Annotated in this window: 23 protein-coding genes; 10 read left to right on the top strand and 13 right to left on the bottom strand. The window is 68.9% G+C overall.

Annotated elements, in window-relative coordinates; all coding sequences use genetic code 11:
• The coding region (locus ACYQ8K_RS23665) for an Rv1157c family protein (protein WP_459972807.1) at positions 1-450 on the top strand (450 nt) is incomplete at its 5' end.
• Between the two features lie 82 nt (positions 451-532).
• Here the strand turns inward: ACYQ8K_RS23665 and ACYQ8K_RS23660 are convergent.
• Positions 533-679 carry a hypothetical protein gene (locus ACYQ8K_RS23660; protein ID WP_064952447.1) on the bottom strand — a complete coding sequence of 49 codons (147 nt, stop codon included), beginning with the start codon at positions 677-679 and terminating at the stop codon, positions 533-535.
• A 28-nt stretch (positions 680-707) separates the two neighbouring features.
• Positions 708-1,280: an HhH-GPD-type base excision DNA repair protein gene (locus ACYQ8K_RS23655; RefSeq protein ID WP_459972816.1), complete on the bottom strand. Its 573-nt coding sequence runs from the start codon at positions 1,278-1,280 to the stop codon at positions 708-710.
• Between the two features lie 90 nt (positions 1,281-1,370).
• Here ACYQ8K_RS23655 and ACYQ8K_RS23650 point away from each other — a divergent pair, with 90 nt between their 5' ends.
• The gene (locus tag ACYQ8K_RS23650) at positions 1,371-1,904 is read left to right on the top strand and encodes a nuclear transport factor 2 family protein (RefSeq protein ID WP_459972805.1); all 534 of its coding nucleotides are present in this window, start codon (positions 1,371-1,373) and stop codon (positions 1,902-1,904) included.
• Positions 1,905-1,949: 45 nt separating this feature from the next.
• Here ACYQ8K_RS23650 and ACYQ8K_RS23645 read toward each other — a convergent pair whose 3' ends face one another.
• A complete protein-coding gene (locus tag ACYQ8K_RS23645) occupies positions 1,950-2,174 on the bottom strand; it encodes a DUF5302 domain-containing protein (RefSeq protein WP_459972803.1) in 225 nt (74 codons plus the stop codon).
• Positions 2,175-2,225: 51 nt separating this feature from the next.
• Positions 2,226-2,669 carry a PPOX class F420-dependent oxidoreductase gene (locus ACYQ8K_RS23640; protein WP_065056034.1) on the bottom strand — a complete coding sequence of 148 codons (444 nt, stop codon included), beginning with the start codon at positions 2,667-2,669 and terminating at the stop codon, positions 2,226-2,228.
• Between the two features lie 75 nt (positions 2,670-2,744).
• Between ACYQ8K_RS23640 and ACYQ8K_RS23635 the strand changes: the two genes are divergently transcribed.
• Entirely contained in the window at positions 2,745-3,275 is a 531-nt protein-coding gene (locus ACYQ8K_RS23635) for a DUF1697 domain-containing protein (RefSeq protein ID WP_459972801.1), read from the top strand.
• Positions 3,276-3,332: 57 nt separating this feature from the next.
• Here the strand turns inward: ACYQ8K_RS23635 and ACYQ8K_RS23630 are convergent, their stop codons facing one another.
• Entirely contained in the window at positions 3,333-3,698 is a 366-nt protein-coding gene (locus ACYQ8K_RS23630) for a GntR family transcriptional regulator (RefSeq protein ID WP_459972815.1), read from the bottom strand.
• A gap of 37 nt (positions 3,699-3,735) precedes the next feature.
• Here ACYQ8K_RS23630 and ACYQ8K_RS23625 point away from each other — a divergent pair, with 37 nt between their 5' ends.
• Positions 3,736-4,449 carry an NAD-dependent deacylase gene (locus ACYQ8K_RS23625; protein WP_459972799.1) on the top strand — a complete coding sequence of 238 codons (714 nt, stop codon included), beginning with the start codon at positions 3,736-3,738 and terminating at the stop codon, positions 4,447-4,449.
• Positions 4,450-4,460: 11 nt separating this feature from the next.
• On the opposite strand, the gene ACYQ8K_RS23620 is transcribed toward ACYQ8K_RS23625, so the two are convergent.
• Positions 4,461-5,093: a class I SAM-dependent methyltransferase gene (locus ACYQ8K_RS23620; protein WP_459972798.1), complete on the bottom strand. Its 633-nt coding sequence runs from the start codon at positions 5,091-5,093 to the stop codon at positions 4,461-4,463.
• 66 nt (positions 5,094-5,159) lie between these two features.
• The gene (locus ACYQ8K_RS23615; protein ID WP_459972797.1) at positions 5,160-7,493 is read right to left on the bottom strand and encodes an MMPL family transporter; all 2,334 of its coding nucleotides are present in this window, start codon (positions 7,491-7,493) and stop codon (positions 5,160-5,162) included.
• Positions 7,494-7,806: 313 nt separating this feature from the next.
• Here ACYQ8K_RS23615 and ACYQ8K_RS23610 point away from each other — a divergent pair, with 313 nt between their 5' ends.
• Entirely contained in the window at positions 7,807-7,929 is a 123-nt protein-coding gene (locus tag ACYQ8K_RS23610) for a hypothetical protein (RefSeq protein WP_003878506.1), read from the top strand.
• Between the two features lie 150 nt (positions 7,930-8,079).
• Here the strand turns inward: ACYQ8K_RS23610 and ACYQ8K_RS23605 are convergent, their stop codons facing one another.
• Positions 8,080-8,832 (bottom strand): 3-hydroxyacyl-CoA dehydrogenase, encoded by a 753-nt coding sequence (locus tag ACYQ8K_RS23605; protein WP_459972795.1) that lies wholly within the window; start codon positions 8,830-8,832, stop codon positions 8,080-8,082.
• Positions 8,833-8,880: 48 nt separating this feature from the next.
• Entirely contained in the window at positions 8,881-9,963 is a 1,083-nt protein-coding gene (locus ACYQ8K_RS23600) for a CaiB/BaiF CoA transferase family protein (protein WP_459972793.1), read from the bottom strand.
• Between the two features lie 120 nt (positions 9,964-10,083).
• On the opposite strand from ACYQ8K_RS23600, the gene ACYQ8K_RS23595 reads away from it, so the two are divergent.
• Complete coding sequence (locus ACYQ8K_RS23595) at positions 10,084-10,896, top strand: enoyl-CoA hydratase (RefSeq protein WP_459972792.1); 813 nt, start codon at positions 10,084-10,086, stop codon at positions 10,894-10,896.
• A gap of 90 nt (positions 10,897-10,986) precedes the next feature.
• Positions 10,987-12,327 carry a DUF2867 domain-containing protein gene (locus ACYQ8K_RS23590; protein ID WP_459972790.1) on the top strand — a complete coding sequence of 447 codons (1,341 nt, stop codon included), beginning with the start codon at positions 10,987-10,989 and terminating at the stop codon, positions 12,325-12,327.
• Between the two features lie 6 nt (positions 12,328-12,333).
• Here the strand turns inward: ACYQ8K_RS23590 and ACYQ8K_RS23585 are convergent, their stop codons facing one another.
• Both ACYQ8K_RS23585 and ACYQ8K_RS23580 read right to left on the bottom strand, forming a co-directional pair.
• Complete coding sequence (locus ACYQ8K_RS23585; protein ID WP_459972788.1) at positions 12,334-13,059, bottom strand: CPBP family intramembrane glutamic endopeptidase; 726 nt, start codon at positions 13,057-13,059, stop codon at positions 12,334-12,336.
• Positions 13,056-14,204, bottom strand: a complete 1,149-nt coding sequence (locus ACYQ8K_RS23580; protein WP_459972786.1) for an NAD(P)H-binding protein — start codon at positions 14,202-14,204, stop codon at positions 13,056-13,058. The genes ACYQ8K_RS23585 and ACYQ8K_RS23580 overlap by 4 nt, the downstream gene beginning before the upstream one ends.
• Positions 14,205-14,275: 71 nt before the next feature.
• Between ACYQ8K_RS23580 and ACYQ8K_RS23575 the strand changes: the two genes are divergently transcribed.
• Genes ACYQ8K_RS23575 through ACYQ8K_RS23565 form a run of 3 tightly spaced genes read left to right on the top strand, consistent with a single transcriptional unit; the run spans position 14,276 to position 16,958 of the window.
• A complete protein-coding gene (locus tag ACYQ8K_RS23575) occupies positions 14,276-15,370 on the top strand; it encodes a type III polyketide synthase (protein WP_459972785.1) in 1,095 nt (364 codons plus the stop codon).
• A 20-nt stretch (positions 15,371-15,390) separates the two neighbouring features.
• Positions 15,391-15,891 carry an isoprenylcysteine carboxyl methyltransferase family protein gene (locus ACYQ8K_RS23570; RefSeq protein ID WP_459972783.1) on the top strand — a complete coding sequence of 167 codons (501 nt, stop codon included), beginning with the start codon at positions 15,391-15,393 and terminating at the stop codon, positions 15,889-15,891.
• A 53-nt stretch (positions 15,892-15,944) separates the two neighbouring features.
• Positions 15,945-16,958, top strand: coding sequence for an NAD(P)/FAD-dependent oxidoreductase (locus ACYQ8K_RS23565; protein ID WP_459972781.1), 1,014 nt, complete (start codon positions 15,945-15,947; stop codon positions 16,956-16,958).
• Here ACYQ8K_RS23565 and ACYQ8K_RS23560 read toward each other — a convergent pair.
• Both ACYQ8K_RS23560 and ACYQ8K_RS23555 read right to left on the bottom strand, forming a co-directional pair.
• Positions 16,955-17,746, bottom strand: coding sequence for a crotonase/enoyl-CoA hydratase family protein (locus ACYQ8K_RS23560; RefSeq protein ID WP_459972779.1), 792 nt, complete (start codon positions 17,744-17,746; stop codon positions 16,955-16,957). The genes ACYQ8K_RS23565 and ACYQ8K_RS23560 overlap by 4 nt on opposite strands.
• On the bottom strand, positions 17,743-18,891 hold the full coding sequence (locus ACYQ8K_RS23555) for a thiolase family protein (RefSeq protein WP_076053468.1): 1,149 nt from the start codon (positions 18,889-18,891) through the stop codon (positions 17,743-17,745). The genes ACYQ8K_RS23560 and ACYQ8K_RS23555 overlap by 4 nt, the downstream gene beginning before the upstream one ends.
• Positions 18,892-18,943 lie beyond the last annotated feature (52 nt).

Below are 18,943 nucleotides of genomic sequence, written 5' to 3'. Positions count from 1 at the left end.
GACGCCGCCCCCGCGGCGGCGGCTCCGGGGTTCGGTCCTGACACGCCGCCCACGCAGGACTTCATGTACCCGTCGATCGGCTCCAACTGCCTGGCGGACGGCACCAGCGCCATCGCGACCGCGCTGTCGGTGGCGGGGCCGGCCAAGATCCCGGCGCCCGGCCCGGGCCCCGGCCAGACCGCCTACGTGTTCACCGCCGTCGGCACACCCGGACCCGCGGAGGTGCAGAAGCTGCCGCTGAACGTCACCTGGGTGAACCTGACCACCGGCAAGTCGGGAACCGTCGCCTTACAGCCGCGTCCGGACATCAACCCGGAGGGTCCGACGACCTTGAGCGCGATTGTCGACACCGGCTCGGGCAGCATCATGTCAACGATCTTCGGGCAGGTCACCACCAAGGAAAAGCAGTGCCAGTTCTTGCCCACGATCGGTTCGACGGTGGTGCCGTAACCGGTCGGCGCCGCCACCGTCTCGTCGCCTGCGCATGCGCGTGTCCCCGACCGGGGGCACGCGCATGCGCGTCGGGGGGACGCTAGTACGCCATGAACAAGATGGCGTCGCGGTCGTACTCGAGGCCAGGATGAGCGCTGGCGAGGTGAGCCTGAGTCAGCTCGACCAGTTCGTCCTCGTCCTTGCCGACGATGGCTTCGCCGCACGGACACGTTATGTGTGTCTTCACGTTGTCGCCCTTCCCTTCTGTGGACCTGCTACTTCGCCGCTTTGGCTGCTGCTTTCATCTGTTTTTTATAGGCGCGCACTTTCCCCATCGACTGGGCGTCGACGATGTCGGCGACGGATATGTGCGAACCGGCCTTGCCGAAGTCCCCCGCCGCCGCGCGCCAGCCTTTCGGTGTCACGCCGTACTGCTTGCCCAGCAGTGCCAAAAAGATCTGCGCCTTGATGTCGCCGAATCCGGGCAGTCCCTTGATCCGCCGCAGCAGCTCGCTTCCGTCGGGGTCGCCCGCGCTCCACAATCCGGCCGCGTCGCCGTCGTAGCGGTCCACGATGATCTGCGCCAGCGTCTGGATGCGCTTGGCCATCGACCCCGGAAAGCGGTGTATCGCAGGTCTTTGCGAGCACAATGCGGCGAATTTGTCGGGGTCGTACTCCGCGATTTCGGCGGCATCGAGGCTGCCCATCCGGTCCGCGATCCGTTTCGGCCCGGCGAACGCCGTCTCGAAAGGGACCTGCTGATCCAGGACCATCCCGATAAGCAACGCCAGCGGACTCTCGTCGAGCAGCCTGTCGGCCTCAGGATCTTGGGCGAGGCAAATTTTCACCGTCAACGATCTTCCTTTCGCTGAACATCCTGGGACCGCGGACCCATCGGTCGCAAGACTACTCACCAGCGATGACCGCGTTATCGTGGCGTGGTGGTGGACGAGGGCAAGTTGGCGCTGATGCTGGCGCGCGACGAGTTGCGTCAGCTCGTCAACGCTTACTGCCGGGCCGTCGACCGCGCCGACTACGACACGCTGCGCAGCCTGTACCACCCCGAGGCGACCGATTCGCACGGCTCGTTTTCGACCGGTGGCGTCGAACAGTTCATCGCGCAGCTGCAAGCGGCGGAACCGTATGTGCGTGTCTCCCAACACAACATCACCACGACGAACTTCGTGGTCGAGGGTGACACGGCGCGCGGTGAGATCTACTGCCTGGTGTTTCACACGTTCGCCGGCCCCGAGCACCACGTCGACGTCATCATCGGCGGGCGCTACCTGGACACCTACGCCAAACACGACGGCCGCTGGAAATTCGGTCAACGCACCATCGTGGCGGACTGGGCATATCAAAACGACCCGTCCCGGGTGGACTTCGCACACCCCAGCACCCGGGGAAGCCTGCGCGGCCAACCCGGCCAAGCCGACCCTTCGATCGGCCTGTTCACCGCGCCGGAAGGCTGATGCCCGCGAAACATTCTGGCGCACATCATGTTTCGCGAGCGACCGTCAGCCGCTCTTGCGGCGGAACTCACGGCGGCTGCCCACCGCCCCGTGCGCCCGCGATTGCTTGCCGGCGCCGTCCTTGTGGTCGGACCCGCTCGGGGATTTCGCCATCTTGCGGTCCAGGGCTTCGCGGAATTTGCGCTTGGTGTCGTCGTCGGACCCGAGCGATTCAGCGGCCCCCGAAGGCTCCGACGACGCGGAACCCTGCCGGGCATTCGATTCAGCCATACGGGGCAGCCTAGCCCGGGTTTGGGAGAAACGGTCGGGTACGCGGCGCGGCTACCGCATGCCCGGCGGCATGCCGTACAGATGCGAGATCGGCAGCGTCAGCAGCACCCGCCGGTCGGTGACCATCGCCTGCCGGTATTCGTCCCAATCCGGGTGTTCGCCGGCGATGTTGCGATACAACGCAATCAGCGCCTCCACGGTGTCGTCGTCCGGCGCGGCAGCGGGCGGCGTCAGCTCGGCGGTGCCCTCGGCGACGGCGTACGACCAGCCGTCGTCGGCGTCGACCAGGATCGAGGCCCGCGGATCCCGACGCAGGTTGCGGGTCTTGGCGCGCGGCTCGGTGATCGACACCTGGATCGCCACGCTGCGCGGGTCGAAGTGATAGCTCACGTTCGACAGCTGCGGGCGCCCGTCGCGCTTGATGGTGGCGAGCACCCCCAGGGAGTGTCCGCTGATCAAGGCCAGCAATTTGTCGTCGAAGACTTGGCGTCCCATGACGAAAGCCTACGTCGCGGACGGCCGGAGCGGCCCGGGCTATTTGTCGCGCGGCCGACCTGGTGGAATCGGGGCATGACCAAGTACGCGGCGTTCCTGCGTGGCGTCAACGTCGGGGGCGTCAACCTCAAGATGGCCGAGGTGGCGGCCGCGCTGACCGAGGCGGGGTTCACCGGTGTCCGCACCGTCCTGGCGAGCGGCAACGTGCTGCTCGAGTCGAGCGCCGGCGTGGCGTCGGTGCGCAAGAAGGCCGAAGCCGCGCTGCGCGACCGCTTCGGCTATGACGCGTGGGTGCTGGCCTACGACATCGACACGGTGCGCGCGGTGGTCGACGCCTACCCGTTCGAGCGTGAGGTCGACGGCTATCAGTCCTACGTCACGTTCGTCACCGATACGGCAGTGCTCGATGAACTGACAGCGCTCGCCGCGGTGGACAAAGACGCGGTTACCCACGAGAAGATCCGCCGCGACGACGGCGTCATCTACTGGCAGGTCCCCAAGGGCGGCACGCTGGACAGCCGCATCGGTAAGACGATGGGTAAGCCGCGGTACAAGTCGTCGACCACGACGCGCAACCTGCGCACGCTGGACAAGGTGCTGCGCTGACCCTGAGCTAGCAAACCGGCCGTGCGCCAAGGGTTTTCGGCACCCGCCGGGCACCCGTCACTCGTCGGGCACCGCTTCGATGTAGCGCACCGCGTCGGCCTTGCCCAACCCCAGTCCGCGCGCCACCCGGACGTACTCGCGGGCCGCGGCCGCCATCGCGGCGTCGGTCGGGTCGTAGCGGGCGATGAAAGTGCCGAAGCGCCCGCGGGTTTCGATGATGGCGGAGCTCTCCAGCTCGCGGTAGGCGCGCGCCACGGTGTTGACGGCGACGCCGAGCTGGCCGGCCAGGTCCCGCACGGTCGGCAGGCGGGTGCCGGGCGGCAGCGCGCCCTCCCGAACTCCGTCGATGACCTGCGTCCTGAGCTGGTCGAACAACGGCTTGCCCGCCTTCATGTCGACCTTCAACCAGTCACCCAGCTCCACCCGTCCAGTATCCCCCACCCCCGGCTATCTTGGTGAGATGCGAGTAGCGGTGCTCAGCGGCGCGGGGATCTCCGCCGAAAGCGGTGTGCCGACCTTCCGCGACGACAAGAACGGATTGTGGGCCCGCTTCGACCCTTACGAGCTGTCCAGCACCCAGGGATGGCGCGACAACCCGCAGCGGGTCTGGGGCTGGTATCTGTGGCGTCACTACCTGGTCGCCGACGTCCAACCAAATGCGGGTCACCGCGCCATCGCCGCCTGGCAAGACGACGCCCAGGTCAGCGTGATCACCCAGAACGTCGACGACCTGCACGAGCGCGCGGGCAGCCGGTCGGTTCACCATCTGCATGGCAGCCTGTTCGAATTCCGTTGTGCGCGTTGCGGTACGGGCTATTCCGGTGCGCTGCCCGCGATGCCCGAACCGGCGCTGGAGGTGGAGCCCCCGGAATGCCACTGCGGCGGGCTGATCCGGCCCGACATCGTGTGGTTCGGTGAGCAGCTGCCCGACGAGCCGTGGCAGCGGGCCGTCGAGGCGACCGAGACCGCCGACGTCATGGTGGTGGTGGGGACCTCGGCGATCGTCTATCCGGCGGCCGGGCTGGCCGAGCTGGCGCTGTCCCGCGGCACCGCGGTCATCGAGGTCAATCCCGAGGTCACGCCGCTGTCGGGCAGCGCGACGATCAGCATGCGTGCGACGGCCAGCGAGGCGCTGCCCGGTCTCCTGCAGCGGCTGCCGGCGCTGCTGAACTGACGGGCCGGCCGTCAGGGCCGGTGCGCGCGGCCGAGCAGGAGCTCGGAGACGGGCATCGGCGCCCAAACCGGCAGCGTGAATTCGCGCCGCGACGTGTCGATTTCGAAGCCCGCCTCGACGATCGAGCGCTCGGTGTCGCGGTGGGTGTGGCAATTACCGAACAGCCGCGGCCACAGCGTCGCATCGGCGAAACGCTGAAAGCGGCCCCGCGCACCGGCACTGGCGATGTGCTCGAGATAGCGCAGCTCCCCGCCCGGTCGCAGCAGCGAGTAGAGGCGCCGCAGCACGCCGCCGGGGTCGCGCACCGAGCACAGCACCAGCGAGCACACCACCGCGTCGAACGGCTCGCCGCCGCTGAACGCCTCGGCCGTCTCGCCGGTCACCACGACGCGCGTGGGTACCGCCTCCGCCGCGGCCCGGGCCTGGGTCGCCAGCCGCGGTTCGGGTTCCACCGCGACCACCTCGTCGACCGAGTTTGGGTAGTGGGGAAAGTTCGTGCCGATGCCCGCGCCGACTTCCAGCACCCGGCCGGACAGGCCGGCCAGATTCTCCCGGCGCAGGGCCCGGATCGCCTCGGCTTCATGGGTGGCGACGACTGGCCAGACGCGCGCGAAGAAGGGGTTGTCGACGACCACCGTTGTCATATATCTGTGAACCTTCCGACTCGGATGAGCCCCACAATAGGGTCCGCGATGACGAACCGGTTGGCGTTAAACGGAATTAGGCACCGGTTCGCCCACCGGTGCGCGGAGCTCGACGGCTTCCGCGGCCGGCTCGAGGTATTCGGGGATCTCTTCGGCGCCGCCCTCGCTGATGCCGAACCGGTCATGCAGCCACGCCAGAGGTTTGGGCGCCCACCAATTCCATCGACCCATCACGTGCATGAAGGCCGGCACGACCACCATCCGCACCAGGGTGGCGTCGGCGAACACCGCGAGCGTCAGGCCGAGGCCGAACATCCGCATGAACGAGACGTGGGCGGCGATCAGCGCGGCGAACGACATCGACATCACCAACGCGGCCGCGGTGATCACCCGTCCGGTGCGGGCGACGCCGAGCGCCACGCTCTCGTCGTTGGCGGCGTGGGCCTGCTTCGCGGTCGGCCTCGCCGGACGGGCGGCGCCGGACGCCAGCCAGTACTCCCGGATCCGGGAGAGCAGGAAGACCTCATAGTCCATGGACAGCCCGAAGGCGATGCAGAACAGCAGCACCGGCATGTTGGCCACCAGCGTCCCGCTCGGCGTCGTCCCGAGCGCACCCAGGTGACCGTCCTGGAAGATCCACACCAGCGCGCCGAACGCCGCCGTCAGCGACAGGAAGTTGCAGGCCAGCGCCTTGGCCGGCAGCAGAACGCTGCCGGTGAGCAGGAACAGCAACACGAAGGTGATCGCCGCCATCAACCCGAGAACCAGCGGAAGCCGGTCGGTCACGGCGTCGACGCTGTCGCGGTTGACCTGTGCGACCCCGCCCATCTCGACGGATCGGCCGCCGGGTCCGGGCACCTCGTGCAGCCGTTTGAGCTGGGTGTCGTTCGCCGTGGAAAACAGCGGCGCCGTGCTGCTGACGGTCAGGAAGGCGCTGCCGTCGTGCAACCCGGTGGCCCCGGCCGGCGGTCCCACCCGGTTGCCGGCCGCGAAGGTGCCGCCGGGCGCCGCCACCGCTGACACGTCGGCAACCCGCGACAGATCGGCGGCGTAGTTGTCGAAGTCCGCCGGGCCCAGGCCGGTGGCGTCGGGGATGACGATGGGCACCGATGTCGCCGAGTCGCGCGCGAAATCGTTGCGCAGCTGGTCGCCCACCTGATGTGCCGACGCCGACCGCGGCAGCACCCGGTCGTCGGGGAAGCCCCACGTGACGCGCAGGAACGGATACCCGAGCAGCAACAGCAGCGCGACGACGGTCAGGCCGATCGGCGCCCAGCGGCGCATCACGAACTTGGTCGACCGATACCAGAACAGCTGCTCGACGGGTTTGTGCAGCGGCTCGGGACGGCCCAGCATCCGACGCCCCAGCCGGCGGACGTTCAGGGCGTCCAGCCTGGGGCCCAGCAGCACGATCGCGGCCGGGGTGATCACGATCGAGGCGGTCGCGACGAAGGCGACGGTCGCGACGCCGGCGTAGGCGAACGACTTGAGGAAGTACATGGGGAAGGCCACGGTCGCCGACATCGACAACGCCACGGTGATCGCGGAGAACAGCACGGTTCGCCCGGAGGTGGCCATGGTCCGGACGAGCGCTTCGTCGCGGTCGTGGCCCTCGGCCAACTCGTCGCGGTAGCGGCTGACGATCAGCAGGGTGTAGTCGATGGCCAGCGCCAGGCCCAGGGCGGTGCTCAGGTTGAGGGCGAAGATCGAGACCTCGGTGGTGAAGGTGATGAGGCGCAACACCGTCATCGACCCGACGACGGCCAGCGCCCCCAGCGCCATCGGCAGCGCCGCGGCCAGCAGGCCGCCGAACACCCAGATGAGCACCAGGAAACTCAGCGGCAGCGCAATCATCTCCATGACCAGCAGGTCGGCCTGGTTCTGGGTGTTGATCTGCGCGTACTGCATCGCCGCGCCGCCCGCCCGGACGGTGACGCCGTCGCGGTCGTGGATGAATTGGTCCGCCAACGTCTGCGCGTTGCTCTGGGCGTAGTTCTCGCCGCCCTTGAGGTTCACCACGACGAGCCCGGACTTGCCGTCGCGGCTCACCAGGTCGGCCGAGGCCTGGGGCGGTGCGGTCCACGGCGACGAGACGTTGTAAACCAGCGGGGACTTCTGCAATTGGTCGACGAGGTCGGCGCCCACCTTGCGGGCCTGCTCGCTGTTGGTGCCGCCCGGGGCCGTCACCAGGATCAGCACCTGCTGGCCGCTCTGCCCGAACTTTTCGCTCAGCACGCTGATGGCGCGCGCCGACTCGGAGTCCGGGTCCTGGAAGCCGCCCGGCGACAGGCTCTTGGCGACCGGGACGCCGAAGATGGCGGCGGCGATGAAAACCAGCACACCGGTCGCGATGATGCGGCGCGGCGCCCTGATGGCGACTCGGGCGATTCTTTGCAGCATGTCGTGCCCTTCCGCTGCCGGTGCCCCATTGCGCCTGGCCGCTGGCTTTTCCCGCGACAACCTAGCAAACGCTAATTTCCACGCGTCAAACAGCGTTCCCCTTAAGCACGCAGTCGGGTGCCTGAAGAGTTCAACGCCAGAGTTTTAAACCGCGCCGACGGTAAGAGTCCGGCCAGAAAAATGTGCCGTAATTAAGCAGCTCAGGGCCTAAATCGCTGCGCGGGCGCCGGTCAACCTACTTGCCGGTAAATTGCCAAGATTTTCCGAATCGTGACTCAAAGATTCCTTAATGGTGGCCCATACGCTCAGTGTCATGTGGATCGACGACACAAGTGCCGACGTCATCAAAGTTGACTTCGAAGCCCTCTACCACGGCGACGTGCTGGTGGAAGGCGAGACCTCCGAGCAGTTCGACGAACTGCAAGCGGCGAGCTGAGGCAGACCATGAGCATGCTCGCACGGCTGTTGATGGCCGAACCCAACGTCAGTCGGTGGTTCCGTAAGTAACCATCATTCCTGGATTTCACGAAAGCCTCCCGCGGATGCGGGGGGCTTTCGTGTTGTCCGTGCGTATTGTCCTTGCGGCTCAGCGAGGCGCCATGCGAATGGCGCCATCCAAGCGGATGACCTCGCCGTTGAGCATCGGGTTCTCGACGATGTGAACGGCCAGGGCGCCGTACTCGTCGGGGTCACCCAGCCGGGCGGGATGCGGCACCTGCTTGCCCAGCGAGGCCTGCGCCTCCTCGGGCAGCGAACCCAGCAGCGGCGTCTTGAACAGGCCCGGCGCGATGGTCACCACGCGGATGAGCTCGCGCGACAGGTCGCGCGCGATCGGCAGGGTCATGCCGACGACGCCGCCCTTGGACGCCGAGTAGGCGGCCTGGCCGATCTGGCCCTCGAACGCGGCGACCGAGGCGGTGTTGATGATGACGCCGCGCTCCTCTCCGACCGGCTCGGTTTTGGCGATGCGCTCGGCGGCCAGCCGCAGCACGTTGAACGTGCCGATCAGGTTGACCCCGATGACCTTCTTGAAGCCGTCCAGCGGGAACGGGCCGTCCTTGGACAGCGTCTTGATGGCGTTGCCGATGCCGGCGCAGTTGACGTTGATGCGCAGCGTGCCCATCGACTCCGCGGCGTCCAGCGCCTTGCCGACGGCGGCCTCGTCGGTCACATCGGCCTCGACGAAGCGGGCGCGATCGCCCAGCTCGCGGACCGCGTCTTCGCCGCGCAGGTCGATGACCACCACCTGGGCACCGCGGTCGAGCAGTCGCTTGGTGGTGGCCAGGCCCAGGCCTGACGCTCCCCCGGTGACGACGGCAACGGCGTCTTTGATCTCCATCCGAGTCCTTCCTGATCCGTTTGAGTCCAGCCAACTGGTTGGTTGGGACTATACCCAGTCCCCGAGCACCGCTTCGGCGTCGGCCACCGGCGCCGCGGGACGCGGCGTCTCCGGTGCGGTGCGGGAGAACCGCGGCGCCGGCAGCGGCTGCAGGCCGCCGTCGACCTCGTAGAAAGTGTTCCGCTCGGTGATGTGCGGCTCGGTCTGCACCTCGCCGAACGCCAGGATCGGCGTCACGCAGGCGTCGGAGTCGGCGAACACCTTGGCCCAGTGGTCGCGGTCCTGGCTGCCGAACTTCTCGGTCAGCACCGCCCGCAGTTCGGGCCAGCGGCTGACGTCGTTCTGGCCGGGCAGGTCGGCGCCGTCCAGGCCGAGTCCGGCCAGCATGGCGGCGTAGAACTGCGGTTCGATGGCGCCGACCGCGACGTAGCGGCCGTCGGCGCATTCGTAGGTGTCGTAGTAGGGGGCGCCGCCGTCGAGCAGGTTGGTGCCGCGGGCGTCGGTCCACATGCCCGAGGCGCGCATCTGCCACATCATCTGGATCAGCACGCTGGAGCCGTCCACCATCGCGGCGTCGACGACCTGCCCCTTGCCGGACGTCTGGCGCTCCCACAGCGCGGACAGGATGCCGAGCAGCAGGAACATCGAACCGCCGCCGAAGTCACCGACCAGGTTCAGCGGCGGGACCGGCCGCTCGTTCGCCCGGCCGATGGAGTGCAGGATGCCATTCAGCGAGATGTAGTTGATGTCGTGACCCGCCTGCTGGCTGCGCGGGCCGGTCTGGCCCCAACCGGTCATCCGGGCGTAGACCAGCCGGTCGTTGACCTTGGCGCAGTCCTCGGGGCCCAGTCCGAGCCGCTCGGTGACGCCGGGACGGTAGCCCTCGATCAGCACGTCGGCCTTGGCGATCAGCTTGAGGACGAGGCCTCGGCCTTCGTCGGACTTCAGGTCGGCTGTCACCACCCGCCGGTTGCGCATCATGGCGTCCTTGGCGACGCCGCCGGGACCCGAGGACGGGCGATCGATACGCACCACGTCCGCGCCCAGATCCCCCAGGATCATCGCCGCGTGCGGGCCGGGGCCGATACCGGCCAGCTCGACAACTCGCAGTCCCTTCAATGGTCCAGCCACGATGCACCGACCTTTCGTCTGCTCTGACGCCGTTGACCGTTCGCAACCAAACAACCGGTCGTTCGACATCTTCGCAGCCGCGCCGGACGGCCGCGCAGCCCGGTCACTTATGGTGAGCCCATGCCTTCATCCGCGATCGCCGCCCTCCCCCAAGTCGCAGGCCTGGACGTCACGCTGTCCGACGGCGTGTTGTCGGTGACCATCAACCGGCCCGACAGCCTGAACTCGCTGACCATTCCGGTGATCACCGGAATCGCGGACGCGATGGAGTACGCCGCGACCGACCCCGAGGTGAAGGTGGTGCGGCTCGGCGGCGCCGGACGCGGCTTCAGCTCCGGTGCGGGCATCAGCGCCGACGACGTCTCCGACGGCGGCGGCGTCCCGCCCGACGAGATCATCCTCGAGATCAACCGGCTGGTGCGCGCGATCACCGCGCTGCCGCACCCGGTGGTCGCCGTCGTTCAGGGCCCCGCGGCCGGCGTCGGTGTCTCCATCGCCCTGGCCTGTGACGTCGTATTGGCTTCGGAGAGCGCATTTTTCATGCTCGCCTTCACCAAGATCGGATTGATGCCCGACGGCGGCGCGTCGGCGTTGGTGGCGGCCGCGGTCGGCCGGATCCGGGCCATGCAGATGGCGCTGCTTCCGGAACGGCTGACCGCCGCCGAGGCGTTGTCGTGGGGCCTGGTCACCGCGGTCTATCCGGCCGCCGATTTCGACGCCGAGGTGGACAAGGTGATCGCGCGATTGCTGGGCGGTCCGGCGGTGGCCTTCGCCCAGACCAAGCTGGCGATCAACGCGGCCACGCTGACCGAGTTGGACCCGGCCCTGCAGCGCGAGTTCGACGGACAGTCGGTGCTGCTGAAGTCCCCCGACTTCGTCGAGGGCGCAACGGCGTTCCAGCAGCGGCGCGCCGCAAACTTCACCGACCGCTGAAAGTCGTTGCGGTGATCGGCCGCAACGCTTAATCCCGCTGGGATGCGGTAATCCTCCTCGTCAGACCAACTGACGAACGGCGGAGGACCTATGCCCGAACAGGTGCGGTGCCTGGTAACCGGAGCGACCGGCTACATCGGCGGGCGCCTGCTGCCCCGGCTGCTCGACGAGGGCCATCGCGTTCGGGCGCTGGCGCGCAACCCCGACAAGCTCGCGCAGGTGCCGTGGCGGCAACAGGCGGAGGTGGCGCGCGGCGACCTCGGGGACGTCGATTCGCTGATCGCCGCGTTCGACGGCATCGACGTGGTGTACTACCTCGTCCACTCGATGGGCGCCTCGAAGGATTTCGCCGCCGAGGAAATCCGCGCCGCCCGCAACGTCGTGACGGCCGCTCGGCGCGCCGGCGTGCGCCGGGTCGTGTACCTGAGTGGGCTGCATCCCGAAAATCGGGATCTCTCACCGCATCTCGCGTCGCGCAAGGCGGTCGGGGACGCGCTGATCGATTCCGGCATCGAGACGATCGTGTTGCAGGCCGGGGTGGTCGTCGGCTCGGGTTCGGCGTCGTTCGAAATGATCCGGCACCTCACCGATCGGTTGCCGGTCATGACCACGCCGAAATGGGTGCACAACAAGATTCAGCCGATCGCGGTGCGCGACGTGCTCCATTACCTCGCCGCCGCCGCAGCCGCGCCGGTGCCGGAGTCGCGCAGCTGGGACATCGGGGGGCCCGACGTGCTGGAATACGGCGACATGATGCGGGTTTATGCCGACGTGGCAGGCCTGGGCCGGCGCTATCTGATCGTGCTGCCGTTCTTGACCCCGACGATCGCCAGCCTGTGGGTCGGGGCCGTCACGCCGATCCCCTCGGGCCTGGCGCGCCCGCTCATCGAATCGCTGGAATGCGATGCGGTGCTGCGTAATTCGGACATCGACGGCATCATCGAGCCGCCACCGGGCGGGCTGACCGGCTACCGGCGGGCCGTCGAACTTGCGCTCGCGCGCTCGGCTCGTGGTGTCCCCGAACCCACGTGGTCCTCGCTGCGGTCCGAACCGGCCGAGGCGCTGCCCACAGACCCGGACTGGGCCGGCGAGATCGTCTACACCGATGTGCGCACCGCTGCGACCGGCGCCGAACCCGCGAACGTCTGGAAGGCGGCGGAGGACGTTGTGAACTCACGGGCGAACGGATGGACGGTCGAGGAGCGTGCGGCGGGGAGGCTGTTGCGGCTGCGCTCCACCAGGCGGGCGCCGGGACGGGAGTGGCTCGAGATAGCGGTCGCCGGCCAGAACGGTCGCGGCACCCGCTATACCCAGCGGTCCACCTTCCTGCCGAGGGGCATCCCTGGGCGCGTGTACTGGTTCTTGTTCCGGCCGGTGCGCACCGCAGCAATGCGGGCGCTGGCCCGCGAGGTCATCGGTTCGGCGCGATAGCCGGCGTCAGACGCCGAACATCGGGGGCAGCGCGAGAACCATGATCAGCCCCCACACCAGGTGAGTGAGCACCGGCGCCAGGACGCCGCCTGTCGCTCGGCGCTCCACCGCGCACACCGTCCCCAGGATGATCGCTGCGAAGCCGAGCATCGGGTTGCCACTGGCCAGCGTGGCGCAGGTATAGAGCACGGTCGAAATCACGAGCGGGTGGTAGCGGCCGAGCGCGGTGTAAAGCGCGCCGCGGAAAAACAACTCTTCGGCGACGCCGTTGATCAGCGTGATCGCCACGATCGCCGGATACCAGCCGTGGTGGGCGTAGAGCAGGACGCGGGTAATCAACTCCGCCACCGGCGTGATCTGCCGGGCGATCAGTCCGCCCACGACAAATGCGGCGCCCAGCAACAGGCCGACGCCGGTGCCGGTGATCACCGGCCGCTGGTTGCGGCCCCGCCAGCAGATGCCGCCCAGGTGCAGCGGACCGGAGATCAGCGCCCCGGCGGTCCACACCCCCGCCAGCGCCAGGGTCAGCCAGTAGAAGCTGGACTCCCCCGGATGGCGCCGCAGCGAATACCCGAGCACCACGGCGCCGATCACCAGTGTGATCGCGACGACGAGGCGCCGGCGGCGCACGATCGCAGGCGATTCATTATGCGGCACAGCAACATTGGTGATCGCACGGCGCAACTCGGAGATGACGCCGGTGTGGTGGGGACTACTGGTCGACTGGGTCATGCTGGACGCACCTTCGGGGTCAGGGCGATCAGGATGTCGAGGCCGGTACGTACCGCTCCGGCCACCGGTCCGGGGACCCTGTTCACCAGCCCCAGGGTCGGCCGCACGATGGAGGGGGTGACCCGGCGCGCGAGTCGGCGGATGCGCAGCGCGTCGCCACCGGCCCAGACGGGATCGGTGTTGGCGAGGTGGTGCGGATCGGCCAGGGCGTTGACGGGACGCGGCCGGTGCGTGGACCGGCCGGCCAAGGCCAGGGCAATGGACTCGTCGATGCCGAGCAGGCCGCCGGGCGGATCGGGAACCCGATCCCGCAGGCCGCTGGCCGATGCCACCATCGGGTGGTCCAGCGATTCGACCAGATCGCCCGCCAGCCCCGGCGGCACCGGCAGCGCGACGCCGGTGATCAACGAGGCCAGCGAGGTGTCGACCCTGCCCACCGGCAGGCCGGTGTGCCAGCGGCCGGAGGCGCGCGCATACGCCTTGAGCAGGTCCCGGTAGGTCGTGGTGTCCGGGCCGGCGATGTCGTACGCCCCGGCGGGCACCAGATCGCGATCGGCCGCGGCGACGAGATAGTGCAGGACATCGCGGATGGAGATGGGGTCGATCGGGTTGTCCATCCAGCACGGGATCGGGATCAGCGGGAAACGGTCGCCGACGTAGCGCATCATCTCGAACGACGTCGATCCGGCGCCGATGATGATCGCCGCGCCCAGCCACACCAGTTCGGGGCCGTCCGGGATGGTCAGCGCCTCGGCCACCTCGGCCCGGCTGGTCAGGTGCTCGGACAGGTCTTCTTCGGCGGGCACGAACCCGCCCAGGTAGACGATGCGAGGCACTCCGGCGTCGCGGGCCGCCGCCGCGAAGTTCGCCGCCGCGGTCTTGTCGGCGTCGCGAAAACCGGGCTGGCCGATCGCGTGCACCAGGTAATAGGCCACGTCAACGGGCCCGCAACCGGCGAAGGCGGCGGCGAGCGACGCGGGGTCGGCGGCATCCAGTCGCACCGCCGTGACGTCGTCGAACCAGCCGAAACGCTTGAGGCGCGCCGGGTTTCGCGTCGCCGCCGCCACCTGGTGCTGATCGGCCACCAGCGCGGTGACCAGCCGTGATCCCACATAACCGGTGGCACCGGTGACCAGAGCCCGCATACCCCGACCCTAGCGGCCGGGCCGCGCGGCGGGCATTTGAACCGGCGGCGCGGCGGCACCGTCATCCCTGCATGGACTACGGGGGAAATCGTGATCTCGCCGGCTCGACGGGCATTGCGCTGAAAAATCCGTCCATCGCCGGAGTCGCGGTGAAGTTTCCACCCAATCGCTATACCCAAAGCGAAGCCATTCGCGCGCTGACGGACATCGCCGGTCCGGACTTTCAGCGTTTCGCGCGCAGCAGCGGGGTCGAGTTCCGCAACACCGCGTTGCGGCTGCCCCGCTACCGCGAGCTGAGCGGATTCACCGAGGCCAACGACGCCTATCTCGAGGTCGCGCTGGAGCTGGGCGAGCAGGCCCTGCTGGCCGCCCTGGACCAGGCCAGGGTCAAACCGGCGGAGCTCGACATCGTGTTTTCGACGACGGTCACCGGGCTGGCCGTGCCGACGCTGGAGGCGCGGCTCGCGACGCGGCTAGGGCTGCGGCCGGACGTCAAACGCGTCCCGCTGTTCGGGCTGGGCTGTGTGGCCGGCGCCGCCGGCGTGGCCCGCATGAACGACTACCTGCGCGCGTTCCCCGACCAGACGGCCGCGCTGCTCGCGGTGGAACTGTGCTCGCTGACCGTTCAGCGCGATGACAAGTCGGTCGCCAATCTCGTGGCCACCAGCCTTTTCGGCGACGGGGCGGCCGCGGTGGTCACCGAGGGTGCCCACCGGGCGGGCCGGGAACACACCGGCCCCCGGGTGCTGGCGACGCGCAGCCGCATCTACCCGGACACCGAAGAGGTCATGGGCTGGAACATCGGCGGTGACGGCTTCCGGATCGTGTTGTCCGCCGACGTGGCCACCATCGCGCACCAATACTTGGGCGACGACGTCCGCGATTTCCTGGCCGACCACGGCCTGTCGCCGCGCGATGTGGCGACCTGGGTATGCCATCCGGGCGGACCGCGGGTGATCGAGACCGTCGAGAGCGTCCTGGGCCTCCCGGCGGACGCGCTCGACCACACGCGAAACTCATTGCGAGAGAATGGAAATCTGTCGTCGGTCTCGGTGCTCGACGTGCTCGCGGCCCACATGGCCGATCCGCCGCCGACGGGGTCGATCGGGCTGATGATCGCGATGGGCCCGGCATTCTGTTCCGAGCTGGTGCTGCTGGCCTGGTAGAGCTGGTAAAGACTGTAACCATGTATTACCTGCTGGTGCTGGCGGTCGGCCTCGAACGCGTCGCGGAGCTGGTGGTGTCCACCCGCAACGCACGTTGGTCGTTTACCAAGGGCGCCACGGAGTTTGGCCGATCGCACTACCCGGTGATGGTGATCATCCACACCGGGCTACTGGTCGGCTGCCTCGTCGAACCGTGGGCGCTGCACCGGCCGTTCATCGCATGGCTGGGCTGGCCGATGCTGGCGGTGGTGGCGGCCAGCCAGGCGTTGCGGTGGTGGTGCATCACCACGCTGGGGCGGCGGTGGAACACCCGGGTGATCGTTCTGCCGCAGGCGCCGTTGGTGCGCCAGGGTCCCTACCGCTGGCTGCACCATCCGAACTATGTTGCAGTGGTGGCTGAGGGGGTGGCATTGCCGCTGGTGCATACGGCGTGGCTGACCGCGATCATCTTCACGCTGACCAACGCCGCGCTGCTCAGGGTGCGGCTGCGGGTGGAGAACTCCGCGTTGGGTTACACGTGAGCGACCACGCCGGCGACGATGCTTCAGCGATGCGATGAGGAGGAGCGGCGCTCATGGCCTACGACGCGGACCTGTTGATCGTCGGTGGCGGCCCGGGCGGGCTGGCCACGGCGTTACACGCTCGCCGCCAAGGGCTTTCGGTGATCGTGGCCGAGCCGCGCGACGGCCCCATCGACAAGGCCTGCGGCGAGGGATTGATGCCCGGCGGGCTGGCCGAACTGACCTCGCTGGGCGTGGATCCCGTCGGCATCCCGTTCCACGGGATCGCTTACCTGAGTGAAGGACGGCGGGCCCAGGCGCACTTTCGCAGCGGGCCGGGGCGCGGCGTGCGGCGCACCACGTTGCACGCGGCGCTGGCCGCGCGGGCCAAAGAAGAAGACACCGACTGGATCCGCACGCGGGTGACCAGTGTCGCGCAGGACGCGCACGGCGTCTCGGCCGCCGGGGTGCGCGCGCGATGGTTGGTGGCGGCCGATGGACTGCATTCGCAGGTCCGGCGCGCGGTCGGAATCGCGGCGACGGCGGGGACGCCGCGGCGCTACGGCGTGCGGTGGCACTACCGGGTGCCGGCGTGGTCGGACGTCGTCGAGGTGTATTGGTCGCGCTGGGGCGAGGCGTACGTGACGCCGGTCGAGCCGGACCTGGTCGGAGTGGCGATCCTGTCGCGTGGCCGGCCCGACCTGGCCTGGTTCCCGCGGCTGGCCCGCCGGCTGCAGGGCGCCGCCCCGGGGCAGCACCGCGGCTGCGGCCCGCTGCGGCAGGTGGTCTCGCGCCGGGTCGCGGGGCGCGTGCTGCTGGTAGGCGACGCGGCCGGCTACGAGGACGCGCTCACCGGCGAGGGCATCAGCCTGGCGTTCAAACAGTCCGCCGCGGCCGTCGACGCCATCGTCAACGAGGCGCCCGCGTCATACGAGCAGGCCTGGCACCGGATCACCCGCGATTACCGGCTGCTCACCCGCGGGCTGGTGCTGGCCAGCACGCCGCGGGCGGTGCGTCGGGCGATCGTGCCGGCCGGCCAGCTGTTGCCCTCCGCGTTCCGCTTCGGGGTCAACATCCTGGCGAGTTAGCGCGCCTTCCAGACCGGCTCCCGCTTCTCGGCGAACGCCAGCGGTCCTTCCTTGGCGTCCTCGGATCGGAGCAGGGCCTTCATCTCGCGGACCGTGCGCTCCCAACCCGGTTCGTCACCGACGACGACCCCGTCGTCGACACCGTAGGCGATCCGCTTGCTGGCCTGCACCGACAGCGGCGCGTTCACGGTGATCCGCGCGGCCAGCGCGAGCGCGGCGTCCAGCACCGAGCCCTGGGGGACGACCTCGTTGATCAGACCCCACTCGCAGGCGGCGGCCGCGGTGAGCGGTTCGCCAGTCAACAGCAGCTGCATCCCCACCTTGCGGGGCAGCTGCTCGGCGATGCGGAACACGCCACCGGCGGCGGCGATCAGCCCCCGCTTGACCTCGGGCAGGCCGAACTGCGCCCGCTCGTCGGCCACCACCAGGTCACTGGCCAGCGCCAGCTCGGTGCCACCGCCCAGGGCGGTCCCGTTGACCGCCGCGATCGTGGGCTTGTCGATGAAGTGGTGGACGTATCCGGCGAAGCCCCACTCGGGATGGTCGGGGTGATAGAGGTTCTCCCGCCGGGCGATCGCCTTGAGGTCGGCCCCGGCGCAGAACGACTTGTCACCCGCGCCGGTGACCACCACCGCGCGCACCTCGGGGTCGTGCTGCGCCTCTTCGAGCGCATCCCCGAGGCCGATGCTGACGGCGGCGTTCACCGCGTTGCGGGCTTCCGGCCGGTTGATGGTTATCACCATCACGTTGCCCCGGCGTTCGGCCAGGGCCCCCGGCTCCTGGGTCACAACAGTTCCACGATGGTGGCGTTGGCCTGGCCGCCGCCCTCGCACATGGTCTGCAGGCCGTACTGAATTCCCTTGTCCCGCATGTGGTACAGCAGGGTGGTCATGATCCGGGCACCGGATCCGCCCAGCGGGTGGCCCAGCGCGATGGCGCCGCCGTTGGGGTTGAGCTTCTTTTCGTCGGCGCCGATGTCCTTGAGCCAGGCCAGCGGAACCGGCGCAAACGCCTCGTTGACCTCGTAGGCGCCGATGTCGCCGATGGACAACCCGGAGCGCTTCAGCACCTTCTGGGTCGCCGGGATGGGCGCGGTCAGCATGATCACCGGGTCCGCGCCGGCCAGGGCCGCCGTGTGCACCTTGGCGATCGGCTTGAGCCCGAGCTCCTTGGCCTTCTCGGCGGACATGAACAGGATCGCCGCCGAGCCGTCGGAGATCTGCGACGAGTTGCCGGCGTGAATCACGCCGTCTTCCTTGAACGCCGGCTTCAGCGAGGCCATCTTCTCCATCGGGGTGCCGCGGCGGATGCCTTCGTCCTTGAGCACCACGTTGCCGTCCTGATCCTTGATGCCCACGATCTGGTCGTCGAAGGCGCCGGCATCCTGTGCGGCAGCGGCCTTTTCGTGCGAGTCGAGGGAGAACTGGTCGAGCGCGGTGCGGTCGAACCCCCACTGCTCGGCGATCATCTCCGCGCCGATGCCCTGGTTCGGGATCTGGCCCTCGTACCGGTCCAGGAAGGCCTGCGGGTACGGGCGGCCGCCGTTGGCCAGCGATGCGCCCATCGGGGTCCGCGACATCGACTCGACGCCACCGGCGACCACGACGTCGTAGTGCCCGGCGATGACGCCGGCGGCGGCGAAGTGGATGGACTGCTGGCTGGAGCCGCACTGCCGGTCCACGGTCACGCCCGGGACGGTCTCGGGCCAGCCGGCGGTCAGCAGCGCGGTGCGGCCGATGTCGAGGGCCTGCTCCCCGGCCTGCATGACACAGCCCCAGATGACGTCGTCGACCAGGCCCGGGTCGACGCCGGCCTTGTCGACCAGGCCGTTGAGCACCTGAGCGGACAGATCCGCCGGGTGCACCCCGGACAATCCGCCGTTGCGCTTGCCGATCGGTGAACGCACTGCCTCGACGATGACGGCTTCAGCCATGGTCTTGTCTCCTTTGACACGTGGACTTCGAAAAGAGTGGAGTCTTGCGTTG

This window comes from Mycobacterium sp. MUNTM1, from assembly GCF_054660795.1.
The sequence above is the reverse complement of the archived record's forward strand: the minus strand, read 5'-3'. Positions and strand labels throughout refer to the sequence as shown.

Bases quoted from the DNA above. Each gene is read 5' to 3' on its own strand.
- ACYQ8K_RS23595 (WP_459972792.1), top strand. From the start codon at position 10,084: ATGCCTTCATCCGCGATCGCCGCCCTCCCCCAAGTCGCAGGCCTGGAC.
- ACYQ8K_RS23625 (WP_459972799.1), top strand. From the start codon at position 3,736: ATGCGAGTAGCGGTGCTCAGCGGCGCGGGGATCTCCGCCGAAAGCGGT.
- ACYQ8K_RS23640 (WP_065056034.1), bottom strand. From the start codon at position 2,669: ATGGGACGCCAAGTCTTCGACGACAAATTGCTGGCCTTGATCAGCGGA.
- ACYQ8K_RS23565 (WP_459972781.1), top strand. From the start codon at position 15,945: ATGGCCTACGACGCGGACCTGTTGATCGTCGGTGGCGGCCCGGGCGGG.
- ACYQ8K_RS23635 (WP_459972801.1), top strand. From the start codon at position 2,745: ATGACCAAGTACGCGGCGTTCCTGCGTGGCGTCAACGTCGGGGGCGTC.
- ACYQ8K_RS23575 (WP_459972785.1), top strand. From the start codon at position 14,276: ATGGACTACGGGGGAAATCGTGATCTCGCCGGCTCGACGGGCATTGCG.
- ACYQ8K_RS23570 (WP_459972783.1), top strand. From the start codon at position 15,391: ATGTATTACCTGCTGGTGCTGGCGGTCGGCCTCGAACGCGTCGCGGAG.
- ACYQ8K_RS23555 (WP_076053468.1), bottom strand. From the start codon at position 18,891: ATGGCTGAAGCCGTCATCGTCGAGGCAGTGCGTTCACCGATCGGCAAG.
- ACYQ8K_RS23645 (WP_459972803.1), bottom strand. From the start codon at position 2,174: ATGGCTGAATCGAATGCCCGGCAGGGTTCCGCGTCGTCGGAGCCTTCG.
- ACYQ8K_RS23620 (WP_459972798.1), bottom strand. From the start codon at position 5,093: ATGACAACGGTGGTCGTCGACAACCCCTTCTTCGCGCGCGTCTGGCCA.
- ACYQ8K_RS23605 (WP_459972795.1), bottom strand. From the start codon at position 8,832: ATGGAGATCAAAGACGCCGTTGCCGTCGTCACCGGGGGAGCGTCAGGC.
- ACYQ8K_RS23615 (WP_459972797.1), bottom strand. From the start codon at position 7,493: ATGCTGCAAAGAATCGCCCGAGTCGCCATCAGGGCGCCGCGCCGCATC.
- ACYQ8K_RS23585 (WP_459972788.1), bottom strand. From the start codon at position 13,059: ATGACCCAGTCGACCAGTAGTCCCCACCACACCGGCGTCATCTCCGAG.
- ACYQ8K_RS23580 (WP_459972786.1), bottom strand. From the start codon at position 14,204: ATGCGGGCTCTGGTCACCGGTGCCACCGGTTATGTGGGATCACGGCTG.
- ACYQ8K_RS23590 (WP_459972790.1), top strand. From the start codon at position 10,987: ATGCCCGAACAGGTGCGGTGCCTGGTAACCGGAGCGACCGGCTACATC.
- ACYQ8K_RS23610 (WP_003878506.1), top strand. From the start codon at position 7,807: ATGTGGATCGACGACACAAGTGCCGACGTCATCAAAGTTGACTTCGAA.